Raw genomic sequence first — 24,202 nt, 5'->3', positions numbered from 1 at the left:
AAAAAGCTTCGCGGCACGACGACGCGCTTTTGCCCGTCCCCGTACACGCCCGAGTATGGTCGAGGAGACGCTGTCGGCGATGCGTACGGACCTCGCGGAGCGCGAGGGGGTGCTCGTCGCCTTCTCCGGTGGGGTGGACTCGTCGGTGGTCGCCGCGGTCGCCCACGACGCGCTCGGCGACCGGGCCGTCGCCTGCACCGCGAAGTCGGAGACGCTCCCGGAGGCAGAACTCGTGGACGCGAATCGGGTCGCCGAGGAGATCGGGATCCGTCACGAGGTCGTGAGCTTCAGCGAACTCGACAGCGAGGAGTTCAGGCGCAACGACGGCGAGCGGTGCTATCACTGCCGAACGATGCGTCTGGGCGCGATGTTCGAGAAGGCGCGCGAGCTGGGTATCGACGTGGTCTGTGACGGGACGAACGCCTCCGACACGTCCGGACACCGTCCCGGCCTCCGCGCGGTCGACGAACTCGACGCCTACTCCCCGCTTCTCTCCCACGGTGTCGAGAAGGAGGGCGTGAGGGAGATCGCCCGCCACTACGGGCTCTCGGTCGCCGAGAAACCCTCGATGGCGTGTCTCTCCTCGCGCATCCCGACGGGGTTGGAGGTGACCGAAGAACGGCTCACCCGGGTCGAGCGGGCGGAGAGCCTGCTTCGCTCCTGGGGCTTCTCGCAGTTCCGCGTCCGCGATCACGACGGCCTCGCTCGGATCGAGGTCGCGCCAGAGGAGTTGGAGCGAGCGCTCGACCCCGCGTTCGCGACGGCGGCGGAAGACCACCTCACGGCGATCGGCTTCGACCACGTCACGCTCGACCTCGGGGGCTACAGTACGGGGAGCGTGAGCCCCGAGGGCGAGGCGTCGCTGCTCGACGCGAGCTATCCGACCGGCGAGTGAGCGGGATCGTCGTCGCCACCCCGAGCCCCCGGCCGAAGCCTCACCGTGGCGGTTCCGTTCTCGATCGGAGTGAGAGACACCGTCGACGATCTCCGTCAGTCCGGACGGTCGCCGCCGTCGGCCGCCGGGGATCGATCGCCGACCACCCCGGTCGCGGGGCTCCGCGACCCGTCGTCGCCGATCACGTCGATCGGGATCCCCTTCTCGGTCCTGTCGCGCTCGCCGAACCCCGCGCTGAGGATCCGCGTGAGCGCCTCCTCGACGGTCTCGTCGGTCTCGATCAGGTCCTCCGCTTCGACCTCGATGACGAACCCGCTCGTGATGTTCGGTGCGGTGGGCAGAAAGAGCAGCTTCCGGCCGTCGGGCGCCTCGCGGCCGGTCTTGAACGCGGTCATACGGATGCCGTCCCAGGTGAAGACCTTCACCGGCTCCTGGAGTTCGGTCGTCCCGGTGAGCGCCGTCTCGACCCCCATCTTCGAGGCGTTGTAGACGACGCGCAGACCGGGGACCTGGTTCATCACGTCGTCGATCGCCGCCTCGACGATCGATCCCAGCGCCGTCCGCATCAGGTAGCCGACCGCGAGGACGAGCAGCGCGAACAGCACGAGCGTGAGCGCGACGCGGAGACCGGGGTTGGTGATCTGGTTCTCTATCAACGGCAGGTTCGCGATGAACCGAAAGAGCCACCAGACCACCCAGATCGTCACGATGATCGGGACGAGGACGACGAGTCCGCTCGCCGCGTCCCGCTTCCACGTCGACATCAGCGCGGGATATGTCGGGGGTGGTTAAGTGCTTTGGCTCTGTTCATCGCCCGACGATCGCCCTGGCCGCGAACAGCGCGTTGCCCTTTCGCTCCATCACTCGCCTGTAGAAGTACGACGCCCAGCGCGAGCCGTAGGGGGTGTACTGCCAGACCTCGTACTCGCGCGCGAGCGAGATCTGGGCGTCCTCGCGGACGCCCATCAGCATCTGCACCTCGAACGGGGTCCCCCACCGGTCGTGGAGGTCGCGGCCCAGGTCGACCATCGCGGGGTCGTGGCTCCCGATCGCGATACCGTCGTCGTACGTCTCGAACATCGTCGTGAGCAGCTCCCGGTACGCGGTGTTGATCCGTTCCTTCTCGGTGTAGGCGATCTCCTCGGGCTCCTCGTAGGCGCCCTTCACGAGCCGGATCTTCCCCGGGAGGTCGGCGAAGCGCTCGACGTCGCCCTTCGTCCGACGGAGGTTCGCCTGGAGGCAGACGCCCATCCCGCCGCCGCGCTCCGTGACGAACCGCTCGAACGCGTCGAGCGTCGCGTCGGTCGTCGTGTGGTCCTCCATGTCGATCCAGACGAACTCCCCCTCCTCGTCGGCGGCCTCGACGATGCTCGCGAGGTTCTCCTCGAACACCTCGGTACCGAGGTCGAGGCCGATCTGCGAGGGTTTCACCGAGATGCAGGCGTCGAGGCCGGCCGCAGCGATGTCCGAGAGCAGCGTCCGGTACTCCTCGGTGTCCGCCGCCGCGTCCTCGGAGTCGTCGTAGTGCTCGCCGAGCAGGTTGAGGATCACGTTCACGTCCTTCTGGTTCCACCGGCGGGCGTGGTCGAGCGCCGTGGCCGGGCTCTCGCCGGCGACGAACCGGTCCGCGATCGGCGGGATCATGGTCGCGTCTACGACCCCGGTCAGGATAAGTGATAATACCTCACGACCGAACCCCGGACCTTATACGATCGGCCCGCGCGGAGAGGGATATGTTCGAACTCCTCGTCCTCGCGCTCTGGCTGATGCTGCCCGCCTACGTCCCCAACAACGCCGCCGTCCTCCTCGGCGGGGGTGCACCGATCGACGGGGGCCGGACCTGGGACGGAAAGCGCGTCCTCGGCGACGGGAAGACCTGGCGGGGGACGGCGGCGGGGACGCTCGCTGGCGTCGCCCTCGCGCTCGTCCTGAACGCGCTCGCGCCGACGATGACGGGAACGCTCGGCTTCGACCTCCCCACCTTCCCGATCCTCGCGGCGGTCGGTCTGGCCTTCGGCGCGATGCTCGGCGACATCCTCGCCTCCTTCCTCAAACGCCGGACCGGACGCGAGCGCGGCGCGATGTTCCCCGGCGTCGACCAGCTCGACTTCGTCGTCACGGCACTGCCACTCACCGCACTGCTCGCGTTCGACTGGTTCCTCACCTGGTTCACTCTCCCCGTGATCCTCGTCGTACTGGTGATCACGCCGCTGCTCCACCTCACGACCAACGGGATCGCCTACCTGCTCGGGCTGAAGAACGAGCCGTGGTAGAGTCGATACGAGGGCGACGGTCGCCGAACCCCCCACGGCCGGCCAGAGGGGTTCGAGACCCGCGTTACGGCGCGGTTAATACTGTCCGGGATCGGAGACGAGTCCGCTCCCTCCGACGGAAAGACAGGACGGGAGTCGTCGTCGACGCCTCGCGTTCGACCTGACGGCTCGACGAACGAAAGTACTCGGTTTATATCTACGAGCGCTGTCACCCGGATCGTAACAGGTAGACGGACGGTGTGGCGGAACCTGTCTCAGTTTCATGTAAATCGTATTTTATAAATCTGTTACGTGATAATTAAGTAAGGCTCCGCGATCCGTAGTCTCGCCCGGTGGATGGATCATGGCAGTAACAGAGACGACAGGCGGCGAGGTGGCCGCGACCGACGCGGTGCTCGCGAAGGTGATCTTTCCGGCCGACGTCGTCGTGCTGGAGGAGACGCTCGACCGTCTCGACGGCGTGGAGTTCGACCTGAAGCCGTCGCTCGCCGTCGAGGGAGCGGGTCTCACGTCTCAGCTCCACGTCCTCACCGACGACGTCCGGGCGCTCGAGGCGGCGTTCGAGGCGGACCCGTCGGTGGATGGCTACGATCGGCAGCTCAGTTCCGAGGAGTCTCATCTCTATCTCGTCAGGTGGTCGGGACGGCCACCGGCGATCGACCTCCTGCTGGAGAACGGGGGGACCCCGCTTCGGGCGTCGACCTCGCAGGGGGCGTGGCACGTCACGGTGATGTTCCCCGATCGGGAGGGGCTCTCGCGGACGGCCGACTCCTGTGACCGGATCGACGTCCGGCTCCTGCTGGACAAGCTCACCCCGGCCGAGATCTCGGCGGAGAACCCCTGTCGCATGACCGACGTCCAGACCGAGACGGTCAAACGGGCGCTCGAACTCGGCTACTACGAGATCCCCCGCGGCGTGACGCTCGTCGAGATCGCCGAGGAGATGGACGTCTCACACCAGTCGCTCTCGGAACGACTCCGGCGGGCACACGGCCGGATCGTCACGCAGATGCTCGAGGCGAAGTCGGTCGAGATCGACCACGAGGACGAGGTGGGGGGTCGTAGCGGCGAACGGGAGGTTTAGGTCACTCACCGTCCACCCTCGGGCATGGCAGGCGAGACAGGCGAACTCATCGCCGCGCTTCGCGAGGCCGAGTCGGTGCGCTTCGGCGAGTTCGAGCTCTCACACGGCGGCACGAGCGAGTACTACGTCGACAAGTACCTCTTCGAGACCGATCCACGGTGTCTGGAACTGATCGCACGCGCCTTCGCCGGCCGGATCCGGGAGCCGAAGCTCGCGGGTGTCGCGCTGGGCGCCGTTCCGCTCGTCGCGGTGACGAGCGTCGAGACCGGCCTCCCGTACGTGATCGCCCGGAAACAGAAGAAGGAGTACGGGACCGGAAACCTGATCGAAGGCCGATTAGAGGAGGGCGAGGAGGTTGTCGTACTCGAGGACATCGCGACGACGGGCCAGAGCGCCGCCGATGCCGTGAGCGCGCTGCGCGAGGCCGGTGCGATCGTGAACCGCGTGCTCGTCGTCGTCGACCGCGAGGAGGGCGCACGGTCGACGCTCGCTGGCTACGACGTCGACCTCGAGGCGCTCGTCACCGCCTCGGAACTGCTCGCAGACGAGGCGGGTCGCGAGTCCGCAGCCCGGTGAGTAACCCATCGTCGTGGATACTCGGCGGAGGTTTTCGATCGGTACGCACATATCCGTGTAGTAAACGATGAGGACATGAACAGGGCCCAGAAGGCAACGGTGCAGTTGCAGGCCGTCTCGGTGCTCGGGAGCCTCAAACGCACCCGGACGTACGACGAACTCGCGGAGCTCACCGGCCTGCCCGCCGGCGACCTGAACCGGTACGTCAACGGCCACGTCCTCCCCGGAGCCGAGCGCGCCCGACGGGTGGTCGAGGGCGTCGGGAGGGAGGCGGTGACCCGGGAGCTCGAGGCGCGGATCGAGCGCGACGAGGAGGGGTACGTCGACAACTCGGGCGTCGTGTTCGACCAGCCCTTTCTCGCCTCGATCGCCCCGGTCGTCACGACGGCGTTCGGCTTCGACCGTCCGGACGCCGTGCTCACGGCGGCGACCGACGGCATCACGCTCGCTGCGGCGATAGCGGGCGCGACCGACGCCCGCTGTGTCTACGCGAAGAAGTCGAAGGAGACCGCCGTCGAGCGGTTCGTCGAGGCGAGAGCGCGTCTCGACTCCGGGATCGAACTCACCTACTACCTCCCGGCGTCGGCGCTCTCGGTGGGTGAAAGCGTCCTCGTCGTGGACGACCTGATCCGCTCCGGCGAGACCCAGGAGCTGCTGCTCGACATCGCCGAGGAGGCGGGGACGGAGGTCCGTGGCGTCTTCGCGCTGATCGCCGTCGGCGACGAGGGTCTCGGTCGAGCGCGAGAACGAATCGACGCGCCGGTGGCTGCCCTGGTCGAGATGGAGCGATAGATCTCCGGCGGTCAGTGGAGCTGATCGTGCGTGTGGGCGTTGGCGTCGCCCTCCAGCGCGTCGTCGCACTCGACGTTCGTGTACCCCGACTGGAACAGCTTCACGAGGTCCGCGTCGGGGTCGAAGGCGTGTCTGGGGATGCAGCCGATGTCGGCGCCCAGCAGGTGGAGGCTCACGCTCGGCACCTCCGAGGTGGTCTTGACCGAGTGGATGTCGCCTTCCGGCGGGATCAGCTCGTAGAAGTCGCCGGGACCGGCCTGCTGGCGCTCGACGAGTTCGAGTTCGGCCTCGCCCTCGTCGTGTCCGGAGGAATCGACGCGCCGGAAGAAGGTCTCCTCCTGGGTGCCCTGACAGAGCCCCACGAGTCCCCAGGCGAGGTGGTCGTGGACGGGTGTCTCGACACCCGGTGGGACGACGAGGCTCGAGAGCGACAGCTTCCCCTCCTGCCGGTAGAGTAGCCACTGCGCGATCTCCCCACCCATCTCGCTCTTGTTGTCGTAGTCCTCCGGCGGCAGGTCACGATACAGTTCCGGCAGCCAGTCGTCCTCCTCGAGCAGCTCCTCGAACGGTTCGTGCAGCGCCGAGAGCAGCGACGGGACCTCCTCGTGCTCGTCCGCGGTCCGTTTTACCCGTTCGATGAACCGTCGGAGCCGATCGTTGTCGAGGTAGTACTCCTCTTCTGCGTCGACCATGGGGTGATCTCCGTTAGCACACCCTATAGGCTCATCGGGTTCGACTCCACGTCCGGCGGGATCGGCGGTCCGTCCCGGGCGGCTCCACGGCGACCCCGTACCCGGATCCCTCGCAGCCGGTACCCTCCCCGGACGGGGTCACGATCCGCGGACACGGAGTACCCGGGAGGAGGAGCATCGTTTCCCGTTCAGACGGTGGGAACGGTGCACGGGATGACTCTATGTGATCGCGTCCCGAACGGGAATGGGGGTCGAACCACGATGGCACGAGCACACAAACTCGACTGTGAGGCGGTATCGGACGAGTGTCGGTTCATCGTCCAATCGGAGAACGAATCGGAGGCGATCGAACTGGCGAAGAACCACATGAAGGAGGTCCACGGGCGGGAGTTGACGAACGAGGAGCTTCGGGAGGAACACCTGCAGGTCGTGTAGAGACCCGACGACGGCGGGTGATCACACCGTCGTCCCCTCGAATTCCATCCAGGACGCGCTGGGTGAGCGTACGGTGAAGTCCTCCTCGGTCGCCACACATCCTCCAGGAGTAGTACGTCCGTTACGGACGCCACGAGAGCCACCGTTCGGCCGGAGCGGTTCGCACGGGGGACGTGGGCACCCACAATACGCACATATGTGCATCACCCGGCGATCTCTCGACGGAAATCGTTAAGTAGCGAATGCTGAGTATGCTTGAACGTGCAACATGGGCGCCGCTGACAGGCTGGACGAGTTCTTCGGGGTACGCGGGGAGGGGAGTTCGATCAGGACGGAGGTGATCGCGGGGACGACGACGTTCCTCGCGATGGCGTACATCATCGTCGTCAACCCCTCGATCCTGCTGGGGGCGATCGTCGGGTTCGGCGAGGACGGCGGGCTGAACCCCGAGACGACCATCGACGGGGCGACGTACACCGCGGGCGAGGTGTTTCAGATGCTCGCCATCGCGACGATCCTCGCGAGCGTGGTCGCGACGCTCGTGATGGCGCTCTATGCCCGTCGCCCGTTCGGTCTCGCGCCGGGGATGGGGCTCAACGCCTTCTTCGCGTTCACCGTCGTCCTCGCGATGGGTATCCCCTGGCAGGTCGCGCTCGCGGCGGTGTTCGTCGAGGGGGTGATCTTCATCGCGATCACCGCGCTCGGGGTGCGGGAGTACGTCATCGAGCTGTTTCCCGAGCCGGTGAAGTTCTCCGTCGGCGCCGGCATCGGCGTCTTCCTGCTCTTCCTCGGGTTGCAGGAGATGGAGGTGGTCGTCCCCTACCCCGAGGGCACGCTCGTCGAGCTCGGGATGATCGCCCAGAACCCGGTCGCCCTGCTGGGCCTCGCTGGGCTCGTGCTCACGCTCATGCTCTGGGCGCGCGGGATCACCGGCTCGCTCATCATCGGCATTCTCACCACCACGCTCGCCGGCTGGGCGCTGATCCTGGCGAACGTCGTCGACGAGGCGGTCCTGGGACCCGCGGCGCTCGTCGACGAGGAGACCGGCCAGCTGAGCTTCGAGACCGTCCTCTCGCCGCAGTACGACATCACGCCGCTGGCGGGCGCGTTCGTCGAGGGGCTCTCACAGGCCGACGCGTTCACGTTCGCGCTCGTCGTCTTCACGTTCTTCTTCGTCGACTTCTTCGACACCGCAGGGACGCTGATCGGCGTCTCCCAGTTCGGCGGCTTCCTCGACGAGGAGGGCGACCTCCCGGAGATGGAGAAGCCGTTGATGGCAGACGCCGTCGGGACGACGTTCGGCGCGATGGTCGGCACCTCCACGGTGACGACGTACATCGAGTCCTCGACGGGGATCGAGGAGGGAGGCCGGACCGGGCTGACCGCGCTCGTCGTCGCCCTCCTCTTCGCCGTCTCCCTCGTCGCCGTCCCGCTCGTCGCTGCCATCCCCACCTACGCCTCCTACATCGCGCTCGTCGTCGTCGGGATCATCATGCTCCAGGGGGTGCTGGACATCGACTGGGGCGACCCCGCCTGGGCGGTCTCGGCGGGACTCACGATCACCGTGATGCCGCTCACGGCCTCGATCGCGAACGGACTCGCGGCGGGGATCATCGCCTACCCGCTGATCAAACTCGCGACTGGCGAGGGCCGGGAGGTCCGTCTCGGCCAGTGGGTGACCGCGCTCGCGCTCGTCGGCTACTTCTACGTCACGACCAGCGGCATGCTCGGCTGATACCACGGCCGTTTTGCCGCTCGGCGCACTACTCGCTCGCGAATGAGCGAACTCGAACTGTACGAACTGCCGGGCTGTCCGTTCTGTGCGACGGTGAAGACGAAACTCGACGAGCTCGGACTCGAGTACGAGAGCCACGAGGTGCCCCGCTCGCACGCCGACCGGACCGAGGTGAAAGAGATCACGGGCCAGACCGAGGTCCCCGTCCTCGTCGATCGCGCGAACGGGGTCGACGGGATGTCCGAGAGCGCCGACATCGTCGCCTACCTCGACGAGACGTACGGGAACTAACCCCTCGGCCGTCTCCGATCCCTCGCGAGAGCGCGTAGCGGCCGAGCCCAGAGCGGCAGGTGCAGGTCGAACACCGAACCCGGAGGGCGACGAGCGAGCGTGCGTGAACGTCCTGATCGTTCTCGGTCACCCGCGACGCGAGAGTCTCTGCGGCGCGCTCGCCCGGGCCTACGAGCGCGGGGCGGCCGAGACGGGGGTGAACGTCCGCTCGCTCGCCGTCACAGATCTGGAGTTCGACCCGAACGTCAGAACCGAAGAACCGACCGACCAGCACACCGAACCGGACGTAGCGGCGGCGAGGAGGGAGATCGAGTGGGCGGACCACCTCGTCTTCGTCTACCCGAACTGGTGGGGGACGATGCCAGCACTGCTCAAGGGCTTCTTCGACCGGACCTTCGCCCCCGGCTTCGCCTTCTCGTTCTACGACGAGGGCGAAGGCGCGGGCCACGAGGAACTGCTCTCGGAGAAGACCGCGGAACTCCTCGTGACGATGGACGTCCCGCCGCTGGTCTACCGGCTGATCCAGCGCCAGCCGGGGACGAACGCGGTGAAGGGTGCGACGCTCGACTTCGCCGGGATACGGACGACCCGGGTGACACATCTCGGACCCGTCGAGGGGTCCGAGCCGGAGGAACGCGCAGGGTGGCTGGCGGAGGCCGAGGCGCTCGGCCGATCGCTCGCGGGCGGTCCCGACACCCGGTGGTCGCGGATCCGCTACTCGGTCTCCGCGTGGCTCCGGGCGCTCAGACTCCAGTTCTACCCGATGGCCTGGGTGGCGTACACGATCGGCGCGCTCGGGGCCGTCGGTTCCGACGCGTTCACCTCGCTCGCCTACTGGCTCGGGCTCTCCTTTCTCTTCTTCCTCGAGGCCGCGACCGTCCTGAGCAACGAGTACGCCGACTACGAGACGGACAGGAGGAACACCTTCGCCGGGCCGTTCACCGGCGGCTCCCAGGTGCTCGTCGACGGCGCGCTCGGCTTCCGTCAGATCGAGATCGGGATCCTCATCGCGCTTTCCCTCGCCGGGCTCTCGGGGATCGGCGTGCTGGCGACCGGCACCGGTCCGCTCCCCGTGATGGCCGGCTCGATGCTCCTCCTCGCCGTCCTCGCGCTCGGCTACACGCTCGCCCCGCTGAAACTCTCCTACCGCACCCTCGGCGAACTCGACGTCGCCGTCACGCACAGCCTCGGCGTCCTGCTCCCCGGGTTCGTCGTTCTGGGCGGCGATCCGCTCGATCCGCTGCCGTGGCTGGTCGGCCTGCCCTATCTCCTCGCGATCCTCCCCTCGATCACCCTCTCCGCGATCCCCGACCACGACGCGGACCGGGCGGCCGGAAAACGGACGATCGCCGTCCGATTCGGCATCGATGGGGGGGTTCGGTTCGCACAGGTGACGGCGCTCCTCGCCTCCCTCGCGGGGGTCGCCCTGTACGTCTCGGAGCTCGTACCGGGTGCCTACAACGCCCTGGTCCTCCTCTCGGTCCCGCACGCGCTCGGGCTCGCCTGGCTGCTCGAGCTCCGTGTACCGGACGAGCCGCGTCGCATCGACGGCCCCATGATCGCTGCGCTGAGCTATCTCACCTGGTTCGCGCTCGCACCGCTCGTCGCGCTCCTCTGACCTTCGTCGATCGTCGTATATACACTTATGAATCGTCGAAAGCAGAGGGGTGCTATGGACTGTCCCGACTGCGAGACGAGGCTGGCGATCGTTCAGGGCTACGAGGCCTGTCCGGAGTGCGGGCACGTCGCGGAACGCGGGACCCTGGTGGCCCCCTGAGTCGGGAGCCGTCTCCACCGATCGGCGACGCAGTGCGGCGTGGTCGAGTCGGTCCGGGGAGTCCGTCGGAGCCGTCCTGTCGAGGACGGGGCGGAGCGGGGTCACCGGCTGACGAGACGTCGCACCCTGGGCGAGTGTCACGGAGTAGCGTTATTTACTCTCGGCTCGAGGGAGAGTCGAGAGGTCGACGGATGGCCCTGGCAACCGTTTCCCGATACGATCCCGATCGGATCGCCGAGAGGGGTGGGCACGCGGTGGTCGTCGGGGCGAGCATGGCCGGACTGGTCGCGACCCGTGTGCTGGTCGATCGGTTCGAAACGGTCACACTCGTCGAACGAGACCCACTTCCGGAGGACGCGGTCGCCCGTCCGGGGACCCCCCAGGCACGCCACATCCACGTGATGCAGACGGCAGGACAGGCGACGCTAGAGGACATCTTTCCCGGCTACGGCGAGGAGGTGATCGGGGCCGGCGCGCTGGTGATCGACCTCGCCAGCGACCTGGCAATATACGAGGAGGGGGACTTCCTCGCGGACGGGCCGACCCGGATGCCGATGTACTGTGCGAGTCGGCCGCTGTTCGAGCGAATCACCCGACGACGGGTCGCCGCACTCGATCGTGTCACGATACGGGACGAGTGTCAGTTCGTCGACTACCTCGTCGACGAGGGTACGACCGTCGAGGGGGTGATCGTCCGAACCGGGGGTGGCGAACGGGAGATCGAGGCCGAGCTGGTCGTCGACGCCACCGGACGAACCTCCCGGACGCCTGCCTGGCTCGAGAGACACGGCTTTCCCTCGCCCACGACCGACGAGGTGTACATCGACCTGGCGTACAGCACGGCCGTCATCGAACGACCCGCCGAGAGCCGCCGGTCGTTCTTCCTGATGCCGAACCCGCCGCGAACGCGGGGCTGTGGAACGTTTCCGATCGAACACGGACGGCGGCTGCTGACGCTGGTCGGCGTCCACGGCGACCGGCCGCCGACGGATCCGGAGGGGTTCGTCGAGTACGCAGCCAGTCTCCCGATCCCCGATATAGAACGCCTCCTCGAGGAGCACGCGCTGGTCTCGGAGGAGATCGCGCACTACCCGTTCCCGGCGAACGTCAGACGCCGCTACGAGGACCTCGACCGGTTCCCCGTGGGTCTGGTCGTCGTCGGTGACGCGATCGCCAGCTTCAATCCGATCTACGGCCAGGGCATGACCGTGGCCGCGCTCGAGGCTCTCCAGCTACACCACACGCTGGCGACCGAGCGCAGTGACGAGGTCGCACTCGGGTTCTTCGAGCGTGCCGCAGACGTCGTCGACGACGCGTGGAGGCTCGCGGTCGGCTCCGACTTCCAGTTCCAACGGACGACCGGTCCCAAACCGTTCGGGACGGACCTCGTGAACGGGTACGTCGCCAGACTGCATCGTAAGGCCCAGACCGACGGAAGCCTGGCCGAATCCTTCAATCGCGTCGTCACGATGGAGAACCGGCCAACCTCGCTGTTTCGTCCGGGGATCGCGTGGCGAGTACTCAAACCGGGTCGTTGAGCCGAATCCGATCCTGCTACCGTCTTTCTGTCGGCGCTCGACCTCCGAGGAGATCCCCACTACGGACTGCTGTAGTCCGTACCGGTCAGACCGGTCCCCGCCGCTCGGTCCGAGCGGTATACCGGTACAGCAGTCCGTAACGACGACTGCCGTGGCCGCACGTATCCGTCGAAGACGGTCGAGCTCGAGGGACGAACTCCCGGCTGGATCGGTGAGCCGTACCGAAGACCGCGACGTCTCGAACCCGACCTACGCGACCTCTTCGGGCGGGTCGGTCCGCTCGTGGATCAGCTCCTTCAGTTCGTCCGCGTCGGAGAGGCTCTCGGCCTCCGCGCACTCGATGAACGCGGTTCCTTCGACCTCCTCTTTGGGAGTCTCGTCGACGAAGTAGACCGAGCGGGTGAGCGTCACTTTTCCAATAGAAGCCATGATGCGCGCCCGTTTCTGGGCGGTCTTCGAGAGTTGGGAGTGGCCGGTGAGGACGTTCTCGTCGTCTTCGTCGGCGTCCTCGCTCACCGCCTTGAACGGCGCGCGTGCGGTCGGGTGGACGGTGAACCCCGCGCGGGTGAGCACGGTGACGATGTGTTCGTCGTCCGGATCGACCGAGAGCGCGCCGGGCGTCGGTTCGGACTCTCGGACCTCGCCCGCCCCGGCGAGTACGTCGACGGGGCTCGTGAGGGGGGCGTCGAACAGCTCCTCCAGACGCATCGCGACCTCGATGGAGGCGTTCATGCCGTCCTCGTACTTCGAGACGGTTCGTCGGGAGACGCCGAGTTCGCTCGCGAGCTGGCCCAGGCTCATGTTCTGCTGGCGGCGCTCGTCCGCGAGGATCTCCTCGTCGATGTTGACGTAGAGCCCGCCGGGGGCGGCGTAGATCAGCGGCGGCACCTCCTCGATGACGAGGTCGTAGACGGTGTCGGGGCTCAGTACCGGAACGCCGTGACGGAAGTAGACGACGCCCGGTTTCAGCTCCTCGTCGCGGGTCCGGAGCCCGATGACGAACGGCGTCGCGCCGAGGTACTCGCCGAGGCGGCGCATCTCGACGCCCGTTTCGGCGTCGAGGCCGTCGATGTTGCCGAGAATCTTCAAGAGGACGAGGTCCTCGCCGCGCCGCGCCGCGACGTCGAAGCTCTTGGGTCGGATCGCACACCGGTCGCTCACGGCGAAGCCCGCGTCGCGGAGCATCGCGATCACGTTGCCGACCAGCGCGGATCGTGACATACTGCTACATAAGTCGTTCGGTACATATAGGTGTTTTGCACGCCGAATGGACGCCCTCTGGCGATTCTGTCAGGGTCCTCCGTGGGAATTTACCTCGCGTACAGGGTGTACATAACACGCTACGAGGGGTCACGCTGCCCAGGCGAAACCGGTACGGGCTCGCGACGAGTAGCCAGCGTGATGACCGTCGTCGGGATCGACGACACCGACTCCAGAACGGGGGGGATGTGTACGACCTACCTCGGCGCGCTGCTCGCCGACGCGCTGCGAGCCGAGGGTGCGACCGTCGACCGACTCCTCCTCGTCCGATGTAACCCGGCGGTCCCGCACAAGACACGGGGGAACGCCGCGGTGGCGCTCCACACCGACTGCGACCCAGAGAGGGCGTTCTCGCTTGCGGAGGGACTGATCGGCGAGTACGCGATCGTCGACGACCCGAAGACGAATCCCGGCTTGGTCGTAACATCCCACGGTTCCGACGCGGTTCCGGAGCCGGTCGCGGAGTTCGCCCACCGGGCGGTCACCGATCACCTGGGTAGGGAAGAGGCGCGGGTCCTCTGCTCCGCTCACGGGTACCGGTTCAGAGGATGGGAGAACGGCCGGGGACTGATCGGTTCGCTCGCGGCCGTCGGCTCCTGGCCGCTCCCCGACCCGACCTACGAACGGATCGTCTATCGCGAGCGCGAGCGGTGGGGAACCGATCGCGAGGTCGATCCGGAGTCGGTCTTCGCGGCGGCCGACGCGTCCTACCCGCGCGTCTGGGACACAGTCGACAGGGCGACGGGTGACGTCGTTTGCGTGCCGAACACGCCCTGTCCGGTGCTCTACGGGATCCGTGGGGACGACACCGATGCCGTACTGGAAGTCGCGGAACTGATCGAGAGCGAGGCCGTCGAACGGGCGGAGACGTTCGTGACGAACCAGGGCACCGACGCCCACCTCCGCGAGGCGCCGCTCTCGGGCCTCGAATCGGGCTACTGCTACCGGAGCTCCGGTACCGTCGCGAGCGACCCGGAGACGCGCGCGGGCGGCCACGTCTTCTTCACGCTCGAGTCGGACGACGGCGAGACCGAGATCCGATGTGCGGCGTTCGAACCCACGAAGCGCTTTCGCGACCGGGTCCGCGCGCTCCGTCCGGGCGACCGACTCGCCGTCTGCGGGGAGGTCTCCGGTGGGACCCTCAAACTCGAGAAGTTCGCGTCGCGGGGGCTGAACCGGTTCAGGTGCCGAAATCCGCGCTGTCCGGACTGCGGCCGGTCGATGGAGAGCGCGGGCCGTGACCAGGGCTACCGGTGCCGGGAGTGTCGGACGAGTGCGCCCGGGAAGGAACGGGTGGAGGTCGACCGCGATCTCGAGATCGGCTGGTACGAGGTGCCGCCCACCGCACGGAGACACGTCGCGAAACCGCTCGTCAGGGGTGGGTTCGACGCGCAGGTCCACCCCGAACGGTGAACCGACGGGCTTTCGACCGGCGAGGGTGACGGCCGCACATGGAAGCGCCGGACACCGCGGACCTCGCGCTCTCGGGCGTCCTCTCGCTCGCGATAGCCCTCCTCGGGACCTGGCTCGTCACCGCCCGCGAGATTCCCGGGACCGAGGGACTCTCGCCAGTCACGGTGGGGCTCGTGCTGTTCGTCGGCGCGTTCGCCGGCCTCGTCGTGGTTCGCTACGGAATGGCGCTCGATGCCGGTCCGTGAGCCGATTCTCGGGGCCGGAAACCCGGCTTCGGGGTTTATGTATCGGATCACCGAAGGGTCGTGCGATGACAGCGATCGAACTCCAGGGGGTGACGAAACGCTTCGACGACACCGTCGCGCTCTCGGATCTCGACCTCGCGGTCCGCTCGGGCGAGGTCTACGGCTTCCTGGGGCCGAACGGCCCGGGCAAGACGACGACGATCGACACGCTGCTCGACTTCTCCCGACCCACGGCGGGGGAGATCACCGTCCTCGGGATGGACGCCGGGAGCGAGAGCATCGCGATCCGCGAGCGCACCGGCGTCCTGCCCGAGGGATTCGACCTCTACGACCGGCTGACCGGTCGCCAGCACCTCGAGTTCTCCATCGAGTCGAAAGTAGCCGACGACGATCCCGACGAACTCGCGGAACGGGTCGGGGTCCCTGACGCGCTCGACCGGAAGGTGGGCGGCTACTCGAAGGGGATGACCCAGCGACTCGGCCTCGCGAGCGCGCTCGTCGGCGAACCCGACCTCCTCGTCCTCGACGAGCCCTCGACTGGGCTCGACCCGAACGGCGCGCGTGAGATGCGCGAGATCGTTCGCGAGGAGGCCGGGTGCGGGGCGACCGTCTTCTTCTCGTCTCACATCCTCGGACAGGTCGAGGCGGTCTGCGACCGGGTGGGGATCCTCCGGGGCGGCGAACTCGTCGCGGAGGACTCGATCGACGCGCTCAGGGACGCCCTGCGGACCGAGGAGACGTTCCGGCTCCACCTCGACGAGCCGAGCGAAGCGATCGTCGGACCGGTCGAGGCGCTCTCCGGCGTCTCGACCGTCGCGATGGAGAACTCCTCGCTGGTCGTCACCTGTGCGAGCGACGCCAAGCCCGAGGTGTTCCGGACCGTCGAGCGCGAGGGCGCGCGCGTCAAGGACTTCTCGCTCTCGGAGGCGTCGCTCGACGAGGTGTTCGCGACCTACACCGGGGAGGCGAGCGCATGAGCGTCACCGTCGTCGCGAAGAAGGAGTTCCGCGACGCCGTCCGTTCGAGGCTCCTGCTCGTGCTGATCGCCGTCTTCTCGCTGTTCACGCTCGGTGGGGCCGTGCTCGTCTCACAGGTCGGCGAACTGTTCGGTCTCGGCGAGGAGGCCGGGATCATCGGGGTGATCCTCGCGCTCCAGACGCCCGCGAGCGTCCTCGTCCCGCTGATCTCGCTCGTCGTCAGCTACCGGTCGATCGTGGGCGAGCGCGAGTCGGGGAGCGTGAAGTACCTCCTCGGACTGCCACACGCCCGCCGGGACGTCGTCCTCGGGAAGGTGCTCGGTCGAACCGGCGTCGTCTCGGTCGCGATCCTCGTCGGCTTCGGCGTCGGCATCGTCGCGATCGTCGCGTTGATCGGCTCGTTCGATCCCGCGGCCTACCTCGGGTTCACGCTCGTGACGGTACTGCTCGGGCTGGTCTGGGTCTCGATCGGCGTCGGCTGCTCCTCGGTGACGCGCTCGCCGACCCGGGCAGGGATCGTCGGTTTCGGACTCCTGCTCCTGTTCTGGATCCTCTGGGACTTCGTCGGCCTCGCGCTGCTCTACGCGACGGACAGTCTGGACATGACGGGAGAGCCGATCCCCGGGTGGTACGCGCTCTTCAGTGCGATCCCACCCGGGAGCGCCTACGGCCTCGTCGGCTCCGCGCTCCTCCCCAGCGAGGCCGGCTTCGAGGCGGCGGGCGAACTCTCGGTGTTCCTCTCGCCCACCTTCGGCGCGTTCGTCCTGCTGCTCTGGATCGTCGTCCCGCTCGGGGTCGGCCTGCTCATCTTCGAACGAAGCGACCTGTGAACTACGTCTTCAGCCCGCTCCCGGTGAGCGCCACGACCACGTCGTCGTCCGGTTCGATCACGCCTCGCTCTCGGTACAGAGAGAGCGCCGCGGGCGCGACCGCACAGGTCGGCTCGGTGTAGAACCCGTTTCGGTGCAGCCGATCGAGTTCGGTCCTCACCGCCTCCTCGGAGAGCGCGATGGCGTCGCCACCGGTCCCTTCGATCGCCGCGAGAATCTGGTCTCTCCGAACCGGCGCTTCGATCTGGATGCCGTCGGCGGCCTCGTTCCGGCCCTCGCTTTCGCCGTGGAGCGTCTCCGCGATCGGGGCGTAGCCGGCCGCCTGTGCGCCGAGCAGTCTCGGTATCCGGTCGATCCATCCCGCCTCGAAGAGCGCACGGAACCCGCGATACGCGCCCAGAAAGAGCGTCCCGTGGCCGAGCGGGCTCACGAACGCGTCGGGGGCCTCCCAGTCCCGCTGGGCGCAGACCTCGAACGCGACGGTCTGGGTCCCGTCGAAGAACGCGGGGTTCCACGCGTGGCTCGCGTACCAGGCGTCACTCTCCCGTCGCGGGCTCCGCCCGCTCCTCGTCTCGGCGGAGCGTGGTTCCGCCCCTTCTACCGCTTCGAGACACGCCTCCGTGACGTCCGCCCGCGACCCCTCGACCCGGACCGCCCGGGCACCGGCACGCTCGATCGCCGTCAGTTTCGACTCCTTCACATCGGCGGGGACGTAGATCGCCGTGTCGATTCCCGCCCGGGCGGCGTAGGTGGCGATCGCAGCGCCCGCGTTGCCCGAGGAGTCCTCGACGACGCGCTCGACGCCGAGCGCCGCCGCCCGGGAGAGGGTCGTCGCCGCCCCCCGATCCTTGAAGCTCCCGGTCGGGAAGACGTACTCCAGTTTGAACGAGCAGTCCCACTCGGGAGCCTCGATCAGCGGCGTCCACCCCTCGCCGAGTGTCGTCCGGTGAGGGGTCGAAACGAGGTCCGAAAACGTCCAGAGACCGGCGTCACGGTCGGGGTTCCGCGGTGGTTTGCCGGGGACGGTATCGTTCGCCGCGAGTTCGAGCGGTCCGCCGCACGAACAGCGCCAGGGTTCGTCGGGGCTCGCGGGGAACGTCCGGGAACAGACAGAGCAGACGAGGTCCGCGACTCCTCTCCCGCTCATTAGCAGGTGTCCACGCCGGTTGCGACCGAGCAGACGTACTCCCCGGTGGCTACCTGCGGCAGCCGCCGCGAGCGCCAGAGGATTCCGGCAGAATCGGCGGTGATCGTCTCCTTCTCGGTGCCGAAGACGTCCGAAACCGTAAAGAGCGGGTCACCGGGGCTCACGCGGTCGCCGAGTTCCCGCTGCCAGTGAACCAGCCCGCCGACCGGCGAGCCGTGCTGGTCGAAGCCCGTCGCTCGCGTCTGGGGGTTCTGTGTGATCTCGCCCTCGAGAAAGCCGTAGTGGGTGAGCACGTTGAAGATCCCCTGTACGCCGAGTTCGATCGACTCCTCGTCCCAGCCGACGCAGCCCCCGAGTTCCGGGTCGACCGTGGGAATCCCCTCGTCGGGGGCGACCCGGGCGAGCTGGCCGTCCGGTCCCTTCTGGTCGAGGACGTAGCCACAGCCGAAGACCGTCGCGAGTTCCAGACACTCCTCGTGGAGCCGGTGGCGGCGGCCACAGCGCACACGGACCTCGTTCAGCATCCGGCTGGTCGAGCCCTGGTGGAGGTCGAGGACGTAGTCCGCGCGTTTCGCGGCCGAGAACGTCGCGTGCGCGATCCGTTCTGAGGAGGTGCCGTTCTCGTCGCCGGGGTACGTCCGGTTGGTCTTCGTGTCGTCGATCGGGTTCCGGTGTTCCGCGACCTGGAAGCCGTGGTAGTTGACGATGCCGACGAGGAGGATCGTTCCCGAGAGCTCGGTCGGATCGATCTGCGGGACGAACCGGCTCACGACGCCGACGCCGTTCAGTTCGTCGCCGTCGCTCGCCGCCTGCACGTAGAGCGTCTTCCCGTCGTCCGCACCGTTGATCACCGCGACCGGGAGGCCGAACTCGGCCCCGTCGCGCGTCTCGCCGACGACGAGCCGTCCGACCCCTACCTCCCCGGGATCGGCCCGCGCCGTTCCGAGTGCTGTCATTACCGCTAGACGGCCCGTCCACACCCTTGAGCGGTTCGGTCCGCCCGCCGGGCTTCGACGCGATTTTGAGGGGCCGACCCCTCTCTCCACGTATGACCGACGACGTTCCGGAGCGCCCGTCACTCGGCGCCGTGCTGGTCGAACTCGACGCCCCGCGACACTTCGCGGTCGGACTCGCTATCGGCGTCGTCTTCTCGCTCGTGCTCTACGTCTACCGCGTCTTCCTCGTCCAGCCGCTCTCGCCGACCGCCGAGACCTCGCCGCTGCTCTTCGCCGCGCTCGCGTTCGTCCTCGCGGTGACCGTCGGCTCGCTCGTCGCCATCGTCCTCACGATACGTTCGGCGATCCGCTACACCCGCTCGGCGAACGAGACGCCGCAACGGTAATCCTTATTCAGGCGGGTACGAAAGCTCCGGTCATGACCGACGACCTGAAACGAGGTCTCGAGGGAGTGCTCGTCGCCGAGTCCGAACTCAGCTTCATCGACGGGGACGAGGGGGAGCTCGTCTACCGCGGGTACGCCATCGAGGACCTCGCGCGCCACGCGAGCTACGAGGAGGTGCTCTACCTGCTCTGGCACGGGGAGCTCCCGACCCGCGAGGAGCTCGACGCGTTCGCCGACGAGATGGTCGCAGAGCGGGCGGTCGACGACGGGATCCTCGACACCGCCCGGGAACTCGCCGAGCAGGACGCCGAGCCGATGGCCGCGATCCGGACGGTCGTCTCCCAGCTCGCGGCGACCGATCCGGCGGGAGAGACCGATCCCACGGACCGGGAGGCGACGCTCGCGAAGGGCCGTCGGATCACCGCGAAGCTGCCCACGATCCTCGCTGCCTTCCACCGCTACCGCGAAGGCGAGGAGCCGGTCGAGCCACGAGAGGACCTGACTCACGCCGCGAGCTTCCTCACGATGCTCAACGGCGAGGAGCCCGACGACGTCCTCGCGGAGACGCTCGACGCGGCGCTCGTCCTCCACGCGGACCACGGGCTGAACGCCTCGACGTTCTCCGGGATGGTCACCGCGAGCACGCTCTCGGACGTCCACGCCGCGACGACGTCGGCGATCGGGACGCTCGCCGGCCCGCTCCACGGCGGGGCGAACCAGGACGTGATGGAGATGCTCCTGGAGGTCGACGAGAGCAGCAAGGAGCCCACCGACTGGGCGAAAAAGGCCCTCGACGAGGGCCGACGCATCCCCGGCTTCGGCCACCGCGTCTACAACGTGAAAGACCCCCGAGCGTACATCCTCGGCGAGATGTCCGAAGACCTCGCCGAAGCTGCCGGCGAGATGAAGTGGTACGACTACAGCATCGCCGTCGAGGAGTTCATGACCGAGGAGAAGGGCATCGCCCCGAACGTCGACTTCTACTCCGCGACGACCTACTACCAGATGGGGATCCCGATCGACCTCTTCACACCGATCTTCGCCGTCTCGCGCGTCGGCGGCTGGGTCGCCCACATCGCGGAACAGTACGAGGACAACCGGATCATGCGCCCCCGATCCCGATACGTCGGTGAGCGCGACTTGGAGTTCGTCCCGCTCGACGAGCGGTAGCCGGCAAACCGTTCCCCTATCCGCGACGCCGCTCCGACGCCAGTCCGACCCCTACATCGTCTTCCATCCGTAGAGCGAGCGCACGACGACCGGAGGAGGCGGTCGGTCTCCCCTCCTCCCCGTGACGAATCCCGGGAGGGGCTTGCCAGAACCGATCGGTTTTTATCATTATTAATCATACAGCCCCCAACAGGGTCACGGGTCGCCGGATCGAAATCGGTGTCGTGGTACTGGTGGATCATGATTACAACGCACGCTACGGAACGGTCGCGGACGCACGCCGTCGTCTACCTTCGGTCGCTCGCCCCGTCGGTGATCGACGAGACGAGAGAGCACCTCTCGCGGCTCGATCGGTTCGTCGAGGAAGGTACACTCGACGCCTACGAGGTCGAACTCTGGGGTGACGCGATCGCGTGCGACCCAACCTATCCGGCCGGGAAACACCTCTGTGAGACGGTCGAGCGGTTCGAGCGGTGGGCCGAGCGCCGGGACTGTTCGCTCGAGCCGGCGTTCTCGCGGGGCCAAGTCTGCTCGCTCGTCTCCGAGGAGACCCACGACGTGATCCGCCTCCCGATGGTCTGTCTCGCGGTGTACGAGGGGGAGAGGCTGACCGCGGTCTACCCCCACCGCGACGGATCGACGCGGACGGTCGCCGACGGCCTCGACGAGGTCGACCGGCACAGCGCGTCGGACCTGGTCGCCGCAGGGGCCTGATCGGCCTCGATCGCCCACGAACGGGGGGAGAACGGACCGGAAAGCGAAGCCCGTTTACGTCGCCCCCGCTCATCACCTGCGATGACCCTCCGCGTGACGTTCCTCGGGACGAGTGGGGCGGTGCCGACCGCGGGGCGGAACCCGAGTTCGGTCCACGTCAACCGCGAGGGCGAGGAGTTCCTATTCGATGTTGCCGAGGGGACACAGCGACAGATGATGCGATTCGGGACCGGCTTCTCGATCTCGGCGATCTTCCTCACACACGTCCACGGCGATCACGTCCTCGGTCTCCCGGGGCTCTGTCAGACGATGGCGTTCAACGAACGGACCGCCCCGCTGTCGATCACCACGCCTGCAGGGACCGGAGGTCGCGTCCGGACGCTCCTGACCGCGATCGACGACGGACCCTCGTTCCGGGTCGACATCCACGAGGTACGGGCGGGCGAGACCGCGTTCTCCGGCGAGGGCTACGACGTCCGGACCTTCGAAACGGACCACCGTACCCGGTCGGTGGGTTACGCGCTGGTCGAGGACGATCGGAAGGGACGGTTCGACCGCGAGCGCGCGGAGGAACTCGGCGTCCCGGAGGGACCGCTCTTCTCCCGGCTGCACGAGGGCGAGACGGTCGAGCTGGAGGACGGTACGCTCGTCGAACCTGGCGAGATCGTCGGCCCGCCACGGCCCGGCCGGCGGCTGGTCTACACCGGCGACACCAGACCGGCGGAGACGGTGGTCGAGGCCGCCCGGGACGCCGACCTGCTGATCCACGACGCGACGTTCGTCGAGGAGGCGGCGACGAGGGCGCGCGAGACGGGCCACGCCACGGCGAGGGAGGCGGCGGAGGTCGCGGAGCGGGCGGGTGCGAAGCGGCTCGCGCTCACGCACGTCTCCTCGCGCTACGCCGGGAACGTCTCCGCGCTCGCGACCGAGGCAGTGGACGTGTTCGAGGGGGCGTTCGTCGCCGAGGACGGCCAGCGGATCGACGTGCCCTACCCCGAGTGACACCGACTGCCGTGGGGTATTTGTTTCGAGGGACGCTAGTGGAGCCGTGAGCACGCTGCGAGCCCTCGACAGGGTGATCTTCGGCGTGGACGTCCACAGCGGGAACATCCGCGGCGACGCGCCCTCTTACGCCGTCGTCGCCTTCGACGGGGAGAACACGGATCGGGACGTCGTCTCCTACCGGAAGCTCAGACGGCTGATCGAGCGAGAGGGGCCGGCGATCGTCGCGACCGACAACGTCTACGAACTCGCCGCCGACAAGGACGCCCTCGTCGGGTTCCTCCGCGATCTACCGGCTGAGACGACGCTCGTCCAGGTGACGGGCGCGGAGCGTCCCGAACCGCTCTCGAGAGTGGCCTCCCGTCACGGCATCCCCTACGGGAAAGAGCCGATGGAGGAGGCGGAGGCGGCCGCCCGCCTCGCCGCGAGCAACGTCGGCTCGGAGGTGACGGCCTTCACGAACACGACCCGGGTGAAGGTCTCGCGGGGACGGTCGACCGGGAAGGGCGGCTGGAGCGCGGACCGCTTTACGCGGCGGATCCACGGTGCGGTCAGACGCAGGGCGCGCGAGATCGAGTCGACGCTGGACGGCGAGGCCCTCGAGTACGAGGTCGAGGTAACCGAGAAGTACGGCGGCTACGCGAACGCCGTCTTCACCGTCGAGGCGACGCCCGACGAGATCCCGTTCTCCGCGACGCGAGTGGGCGACATCCGGGTCGAGATCGAACGCGAGCGCACCGACGGCATCGAGTTCCACTCGCTGGCGAAGCGACGGGACTACGTGATCGTCGGGATCGACCCGGGGACCACGACGGCGGTGGCGGTCGTCGGCATCGACGGCGAGGTGCTCGATGTCTGGAGTACGCGCACGGCGGACACCGCGGAGGTGATCGAGTGGCTGATCCAGCGGGGTCGCCCGTTCCTGATCGCGGCCGACGTCACGCCGATGCCGGGAACCGTAGAGTCGTTCCGGCGGAGCTTCGACGCCGCGGGCTGGACGCCCGAGCGCGACCTCGCGGTCGACAGGAAACTGCACCGCACCCGCGAGGAGAGCTACGACAACGACCACGAGCGCGACGCGCTCGCGGCGGCGCTGTTCGCCCACGACGACCGCGCCGACCAGTTCGCCCGGATCGCCCGGAAGGTGCCCGCGCGGATCGACCGCGAGGAGGTGATCGCCCGGGTCGTCGGCGACGGCGAGTCGGTCGAGGCGGTGCTGACGTCGCTCTCGGACGAGGAGTCCGAGGAGGAGGAGGAGCCGGAACACACCCCCCGCGAGCTCAGCGAGGAGGAGCGGCGGATCCGCGACCTCGAGCGGCAGGTCGAGCGGCTCCGCTCGCACACCGAGGAGCTCCGCGGGACGATCGACGAGCGCGACGAGGTGATTCATGCCCTAGAGAGCGACCTCGAGGCCGCCCGGAGCGACGAGCGCCGCCGGGCGCGAGAGCGCCGCGAGGTGCGCCGTTTGGAGCGCGAGGCCGACCGCCTGAGGGACGAACGCGACGAGGCTCGCGAGGAACGCGACGGGCTCAGTGAGAAACTCGAACGGCTGAAGGAGCTCTGGAAGCTCGATCACTCGAACTTCGCGGACGTGAGCGAGAAGCGCCAGGGGCTCGTCTCGGTGAAGCCGATCGAGAAGTTCACGCTGGCCGCGATCGAGAACGCCGACGAGGAGTACGGTCTGATCGAAGGCGACGTCCTCCTCCTCCGCGACGCGAGCGGCGCCGGCAGGAAGACCGCCGAACGGCTCGCGGAGACCGCGCCGCGGGTCGTACTGAAACACGGCGGCCTCTCGGACGTCGCGGAGGAGGTGCTCTTCGAGCACTCGATCCCCGTCGGACCGGCGAGCGAGGTGCGGATCCAGGAGGTCGACGAACTCGCGGTCGCCCGCGAACGTGACGTGGAGGCGGTGATCGAGGACTGGCACGAGCGGGCGGCCGAACGCCGGCGCGAGCAGAACACGGCGATGGTCGACCGACTGATCAGCGAACACCGCGTCGAGAACGGTGGGTAGG

Annotated in this window: 25 protein-coding genes; 19 read left to right on the top strand and 6 right to left on the bottom strand. The window is 68.0% G+C overall.

The window, feature by feature from the left end:
* The first annotated feature begins 55 nt into the window (after positions 1-55).
* Positions 56-895 carry an ATP-dependent sacrificial sulfur transferase LarE gene (larE, locus tag V2L32_RS05390; protein WP_331235451.1) on the top strand — a complete coding sequence of 280 codons (840 nt, stop codon included), beginning with the start codon at positions 56-58 and terminating at the stop codon, positions 893-895.
* Positions 896-990: 95 nt separating this feature from the next.
* On the opposite strand, the gene V2L32_RS05385 is transcribed toward larE, so the two are convergent.
* Both V2L32_RS05385 and V2L32_RS05380 read right to left on the bottom strand, forming a co-directional pair.
* Positions 991-1,659 (bottom strand): DUF502 domain-containing protein, encoded by a 669-nt coding sequence (locus V2L32_RS05385; RefSeq protein ID WP_331235450.1) that lies wholly within the window; start codon positions 1,657-1,659, stop codon positions 991-993.
* A gap of 43 nt (positions 1,660-1,702) precedes the next feature.
* Positions 1,703-2,539 (bottom strand): proline dehydrogenase family protein, encoded by an 837-nt coding sequence (locus tag V2L32_RS05380; RefSeq protein WP_331235449.1) that lies wholly within the window; start codon positions 2,537-2,539, stop codon positions 1,703-1,705.
* Between the two features lie 89 nt (positions 2,540-2,628).
* Between V2L32_RS05380 and V2L32_RS05375 the strand changes: the two genes are divergently transcribed.
* From V2L32_RS05375 to V2L32_RS05360, 4 genes are all read left to right on the top strand, one after another.
* Positions 2,629-3,168, top strand: coding sequence for a CDP-2,3-bis-(O-geranylgeranyl)-sn-glycerol synthase (locus V2L32_RS05375; protein ID WP_331235448.1), 540 nt, complete (start codon positions 2,629-2,631; stop codon positions 3,166-3,168).
* A 343-nt stretch (positions 3,169-3,511) separates the two neighbouring features.
* Positions 3,512-4,252, top strand: a complete 741-nt coding sequence (locus V2L32_RS05370) for a helix-turn-helix domain-containing protein (protein ID WP_331235447.1) — start codon at positions 3,512-3,514, stop codon at positions 4,250-4,252.
* Positions 4,253-4,276: 24 nt separating this feature from the next.
* Entirely contained in the window at positions 4,277-4,828 is a 552-nt protein-coding gene (pyrE, locus tag V2L32_RS05365) for an orotate phosphoribosyltransferase (RefSeq protein ID WP_331235446.1), read from the top strand.
* A gap of 75 nt (positions 4,829-4,903) precedes the next feature.
* The gene (locus tag V2L32_RS05360) at positions 4,904-5,620 is read left to right on the top strand and encodes a hypothetical protein (protein WP_331235445.1); all 717 of its coding nucleotides are present in this window, start codon (positions 4,904-4,906) and stop codon (positions 5,618-5,620) included.
* Between the two features lie 11 nt (positions 5,621-5,631).
* Here V2L32_RS05360 and V2L32_RS05355 read toward each other — a convergent pair whose 3' ends face one another.
* Positions 5,632-6,312 (bottom strand): cysteine dioxygenase family protein, encoded by a 681-nt coding sequence (locus V2L32_RS05355; protein WP_331235444.1) that lies wholly within the window; start codon positions 6,310-6,312, stop codon positions 5,632-5,634.
* 261 nt (positions 6,313-6,573) lie between these two features.
* On the opposite strand from V2L32_RS05355, the gene V2L32_RS05350 reads away from it, so the two are divergent.
* The 5 genes from V2L32_RS05350 (at position 6,574) to V2L32_RS05330 (ending at position 12,088) form a co-directional block, all read left to right on the top strand.
* Positions 6,574-6,747 carry a DUF1059 domain-containing protein gene (locus tag V2L32_RS05350; protein ID WP_331235443.1) on the top strand — a complete coding sequence of 58 codons (174 nt, stop codon included), beginning with the start codon at positions 6,574-6,576 and terminating at the stop codon, positions 6,745-6,747.
* A gap of 268 nt (positions 6,748-7,015) precedes the next feature.
* Complete coding sequence (locus V2L32_RS05345) at positions 7,016-8,482, top strand: NCS2 family permease (protein ID WP_331235442.1); 1,467 nt, start codon at positions 7,016-7,018, stop codon at positions 8,480-8,482.
* Positions 8,483-8,524: 42 nt separating this feature from the next.
* Positions 8,525-8,773 (top strand): glutathione S-transferase N-terminal domain-containing protein, encoded by a 249-nt coding sequence (locus V2L32_RS05340; RefSeq protein ID WP_331235441.1) that lies wholly within the window; start codon positions 8,525-8,527, stop codon positions 8,771-8,773.
* Positions 8,774-8,876: 103 nt separating this feature from the next.
* Positions 8,877-10,391: an NAD(P)H-dependent oxidoreductase gene (locus tag V2L32_RS05335; RefSeq protein ID WP_331235440.1), complete on the top strand. Its 1,515-nt coding sequence runs from the start codon at positions 8,877-8,879 to the stop codon at positions 10,389-10,391.
* 350 nt (positions 10,392-10,741) lie between these two features.
* Positions 10,742-12,088 (top strand): FAD-dependent oxidoreductase, encoded by a 1,347-nt coding sequence (locus V2L32_RS05330; protein WP_331235439.1) that lies wholly within the window; start codon positions 10,742-10,744, stop codon positions 12,086-12,088.
* Between the two features lie 249 nt (positions 12,089-12,337).
* On the opposite strand, the gene V2L32_RS05325 is transcribed toward V2L32_RS05330, so the two are convergent.
* The gene (locus tag V2L32_RS05325; RefSeq protein ID WP_331235438.1) at positions 12,338-13,309 is read right to left on the bottom strand and encodes a transcriptional regulator; all 972 of its coding nucleotides are present in this window, start codon (positions 13,307-13,309) and stop codon (positions 12,338-12,340) included.
* Positions 13,310-13,489: 180 nt separating this feature from the next.
* Between V2L32_RS05325 and V2L32_RS05320 the strand changes: the two genes are divergently transcribed.
* From V2L32_RS05320 to V2L32_RS05305, 4 genes are all read left to right on the top strand, one after another.
* The gene (locus V2L32_RS05320; RefSeq protein ID WP_331235437.1) at positions 13,490-14,761 is read left to right on the top strand and encodes a tRNA(Ile)(2)-agmatinylcytidine synthase; all 1,272 of its coding nucleotides are present in this window, start codon (positions 13,490-13,492) and stop codon (positions 14,759-14,761) included.
* Between the two features lie 38 nt (positions 14,762-14,799).
* Positions 14,800-15,006 carry a hypothetical protein gene (locus V2L32_RS05315; protein WP_331235436.1) on the top strand — a complete coding sequence of 69 codons (207 nt, stop codon included), beginning with the start codon at positions 14,800-14,802 and terminating at the stop codon, positions 15,004-15,006.
* A gap of 65 nt (positions 15,007-15,071) precedes the next feature.
* Positions 15,072-15,983 (top strand): ABC transporter ATP-binding protein, encoded by a 912-nt coding sequence (locus V2L32_RS05310; protein WP_331235435.1) that lies wholly within the window; start codon positions 15,072-15,074, stop codon positions 15,981-15,983.
* Entirely contained in the window at positions 15,980-16,813 is an 834-nt protein-coding gene (locus tag V2L32_RS05305) for an ABC transporter permease (protein WP_331235434.1), read from the top strand. Before V2L32_RS05310 ends, V2L32_RS05305 begins: the two co-directional genes overlap by 4 nt.
* 1 nt (position 16,814) lies before the next feature.
* Here V2L32_RS05305 and V2L32_RS05300 read toward each other — a convergent pair whose 3' ends face one another.
* Both V2L32_RS05300 and V2L32_RS05295 read right to left on the bottom strand, forming a co-directional pair.
* Positions 16,815-17,960: a pyridoxal-phosphate dependent enzyme gene (locus V2L32_RS05300; RefSeq protein WP_331235433.1), complete on the bottom strand. Its 1,146-nt coding sequence runs from the start codon at positions 17,958-17,960 to the stop codon at positions 16,815-16,817.
* On the bottom strand, positions 17,960-18,916 hold the full coding sequence (locus tag V2L32_RS05295) for a succinylglutamate desuccinylase/aspartoacylase family protein (protein ID WP_331235432.1): 957 nt from the start codon (positions 18,914-18,916) through the stop codon (positions 17,960-17,962). Before V2L32_RS05295 ends, V2L32_RS05300 begins: the two co-directional genes overlap by 1 nt.
* 92 nt (positions 18,917-19,008) lie before the next feature.
* Between V2L32_RS05295 and V2L32_RS05290 the strand changes: the two genes are divergently transcribed.
* From V2L32_RS05290 to V2L32_RS05270, 5 genes are all read left to right on the top strand, one after another.
* Positions 19,009-19,302: a DUF7536 family protein gene (locus V2L32_RS05290; protein WP_331235431.1), complete on the top strand. Its 294-nt coding sequence runs from the start codon at positions 19,009-19,011 to the stop codon at positions 19,300-19,302.
* 32 nt (positions 19,303-19,334) lie between these two features.
* Positions 19,335-20,471, top strand: a complete 1,137-nt coding sequence (gene citZ, locus V2L32_RS05285) for a citrate synthase (RefSeq protein WP_331235430.1) — start codon at positions 19,335-19,337, stop codon at positions 20,469-20,471.
* A gap of 240 nt (positions 20,472-20,711) precedes the next feature.
* Positions 20,712-21,185, top strand: a complete 474-nt coding sequence (locus V2L32_RS05280) for an HTH domain-containing protein (RefSeq protein ID WP_331235429.1) — start codon at positions 20,712-20,714, stop codon at positions 21,183-21,185.
* Between the two features lie 81 nt (positions 21,186-21,266).
* Positions 21,267-22,187, top strand: coding sequence for a ribonuclease Z (gene rnz, locus V2L32_RS05275; protein ID WP_331235428.1), 921 nt, complete (start codon positions 21,267-21,269; stop codon positions 22,185-22,187).
* A gap of 46 nt (positions 22,188-22,233) precedes the next feature.
* Entirely contained in the window at positions 22,234-24,201 is a 1,968-nt protein-coding gene (locus V2L32_RS05270; RefSeq protein WP_331235427.1) for a DUF460 domain-containing protein, read from the top strand.
* Position 24,202 lies beyond the last annotated feature (1 nt).

Source organism: Halalkalicoccus sp. CGA53 (assembly GCF_036429475.1).
In the GTDB taxonomy this organism is placed as follows: domain Archaea; phylum Halobacteriota; class Halobacteria; order Halobacteriales; family Halalkalicoccaceae; genus Natronorarus; species Natronorarus salvus.
The sequence above is the reverse complement of the archived record's forward strand: the minus strand, read 5'-3'. Positions and strand labels throughout refer to the sequence as shown.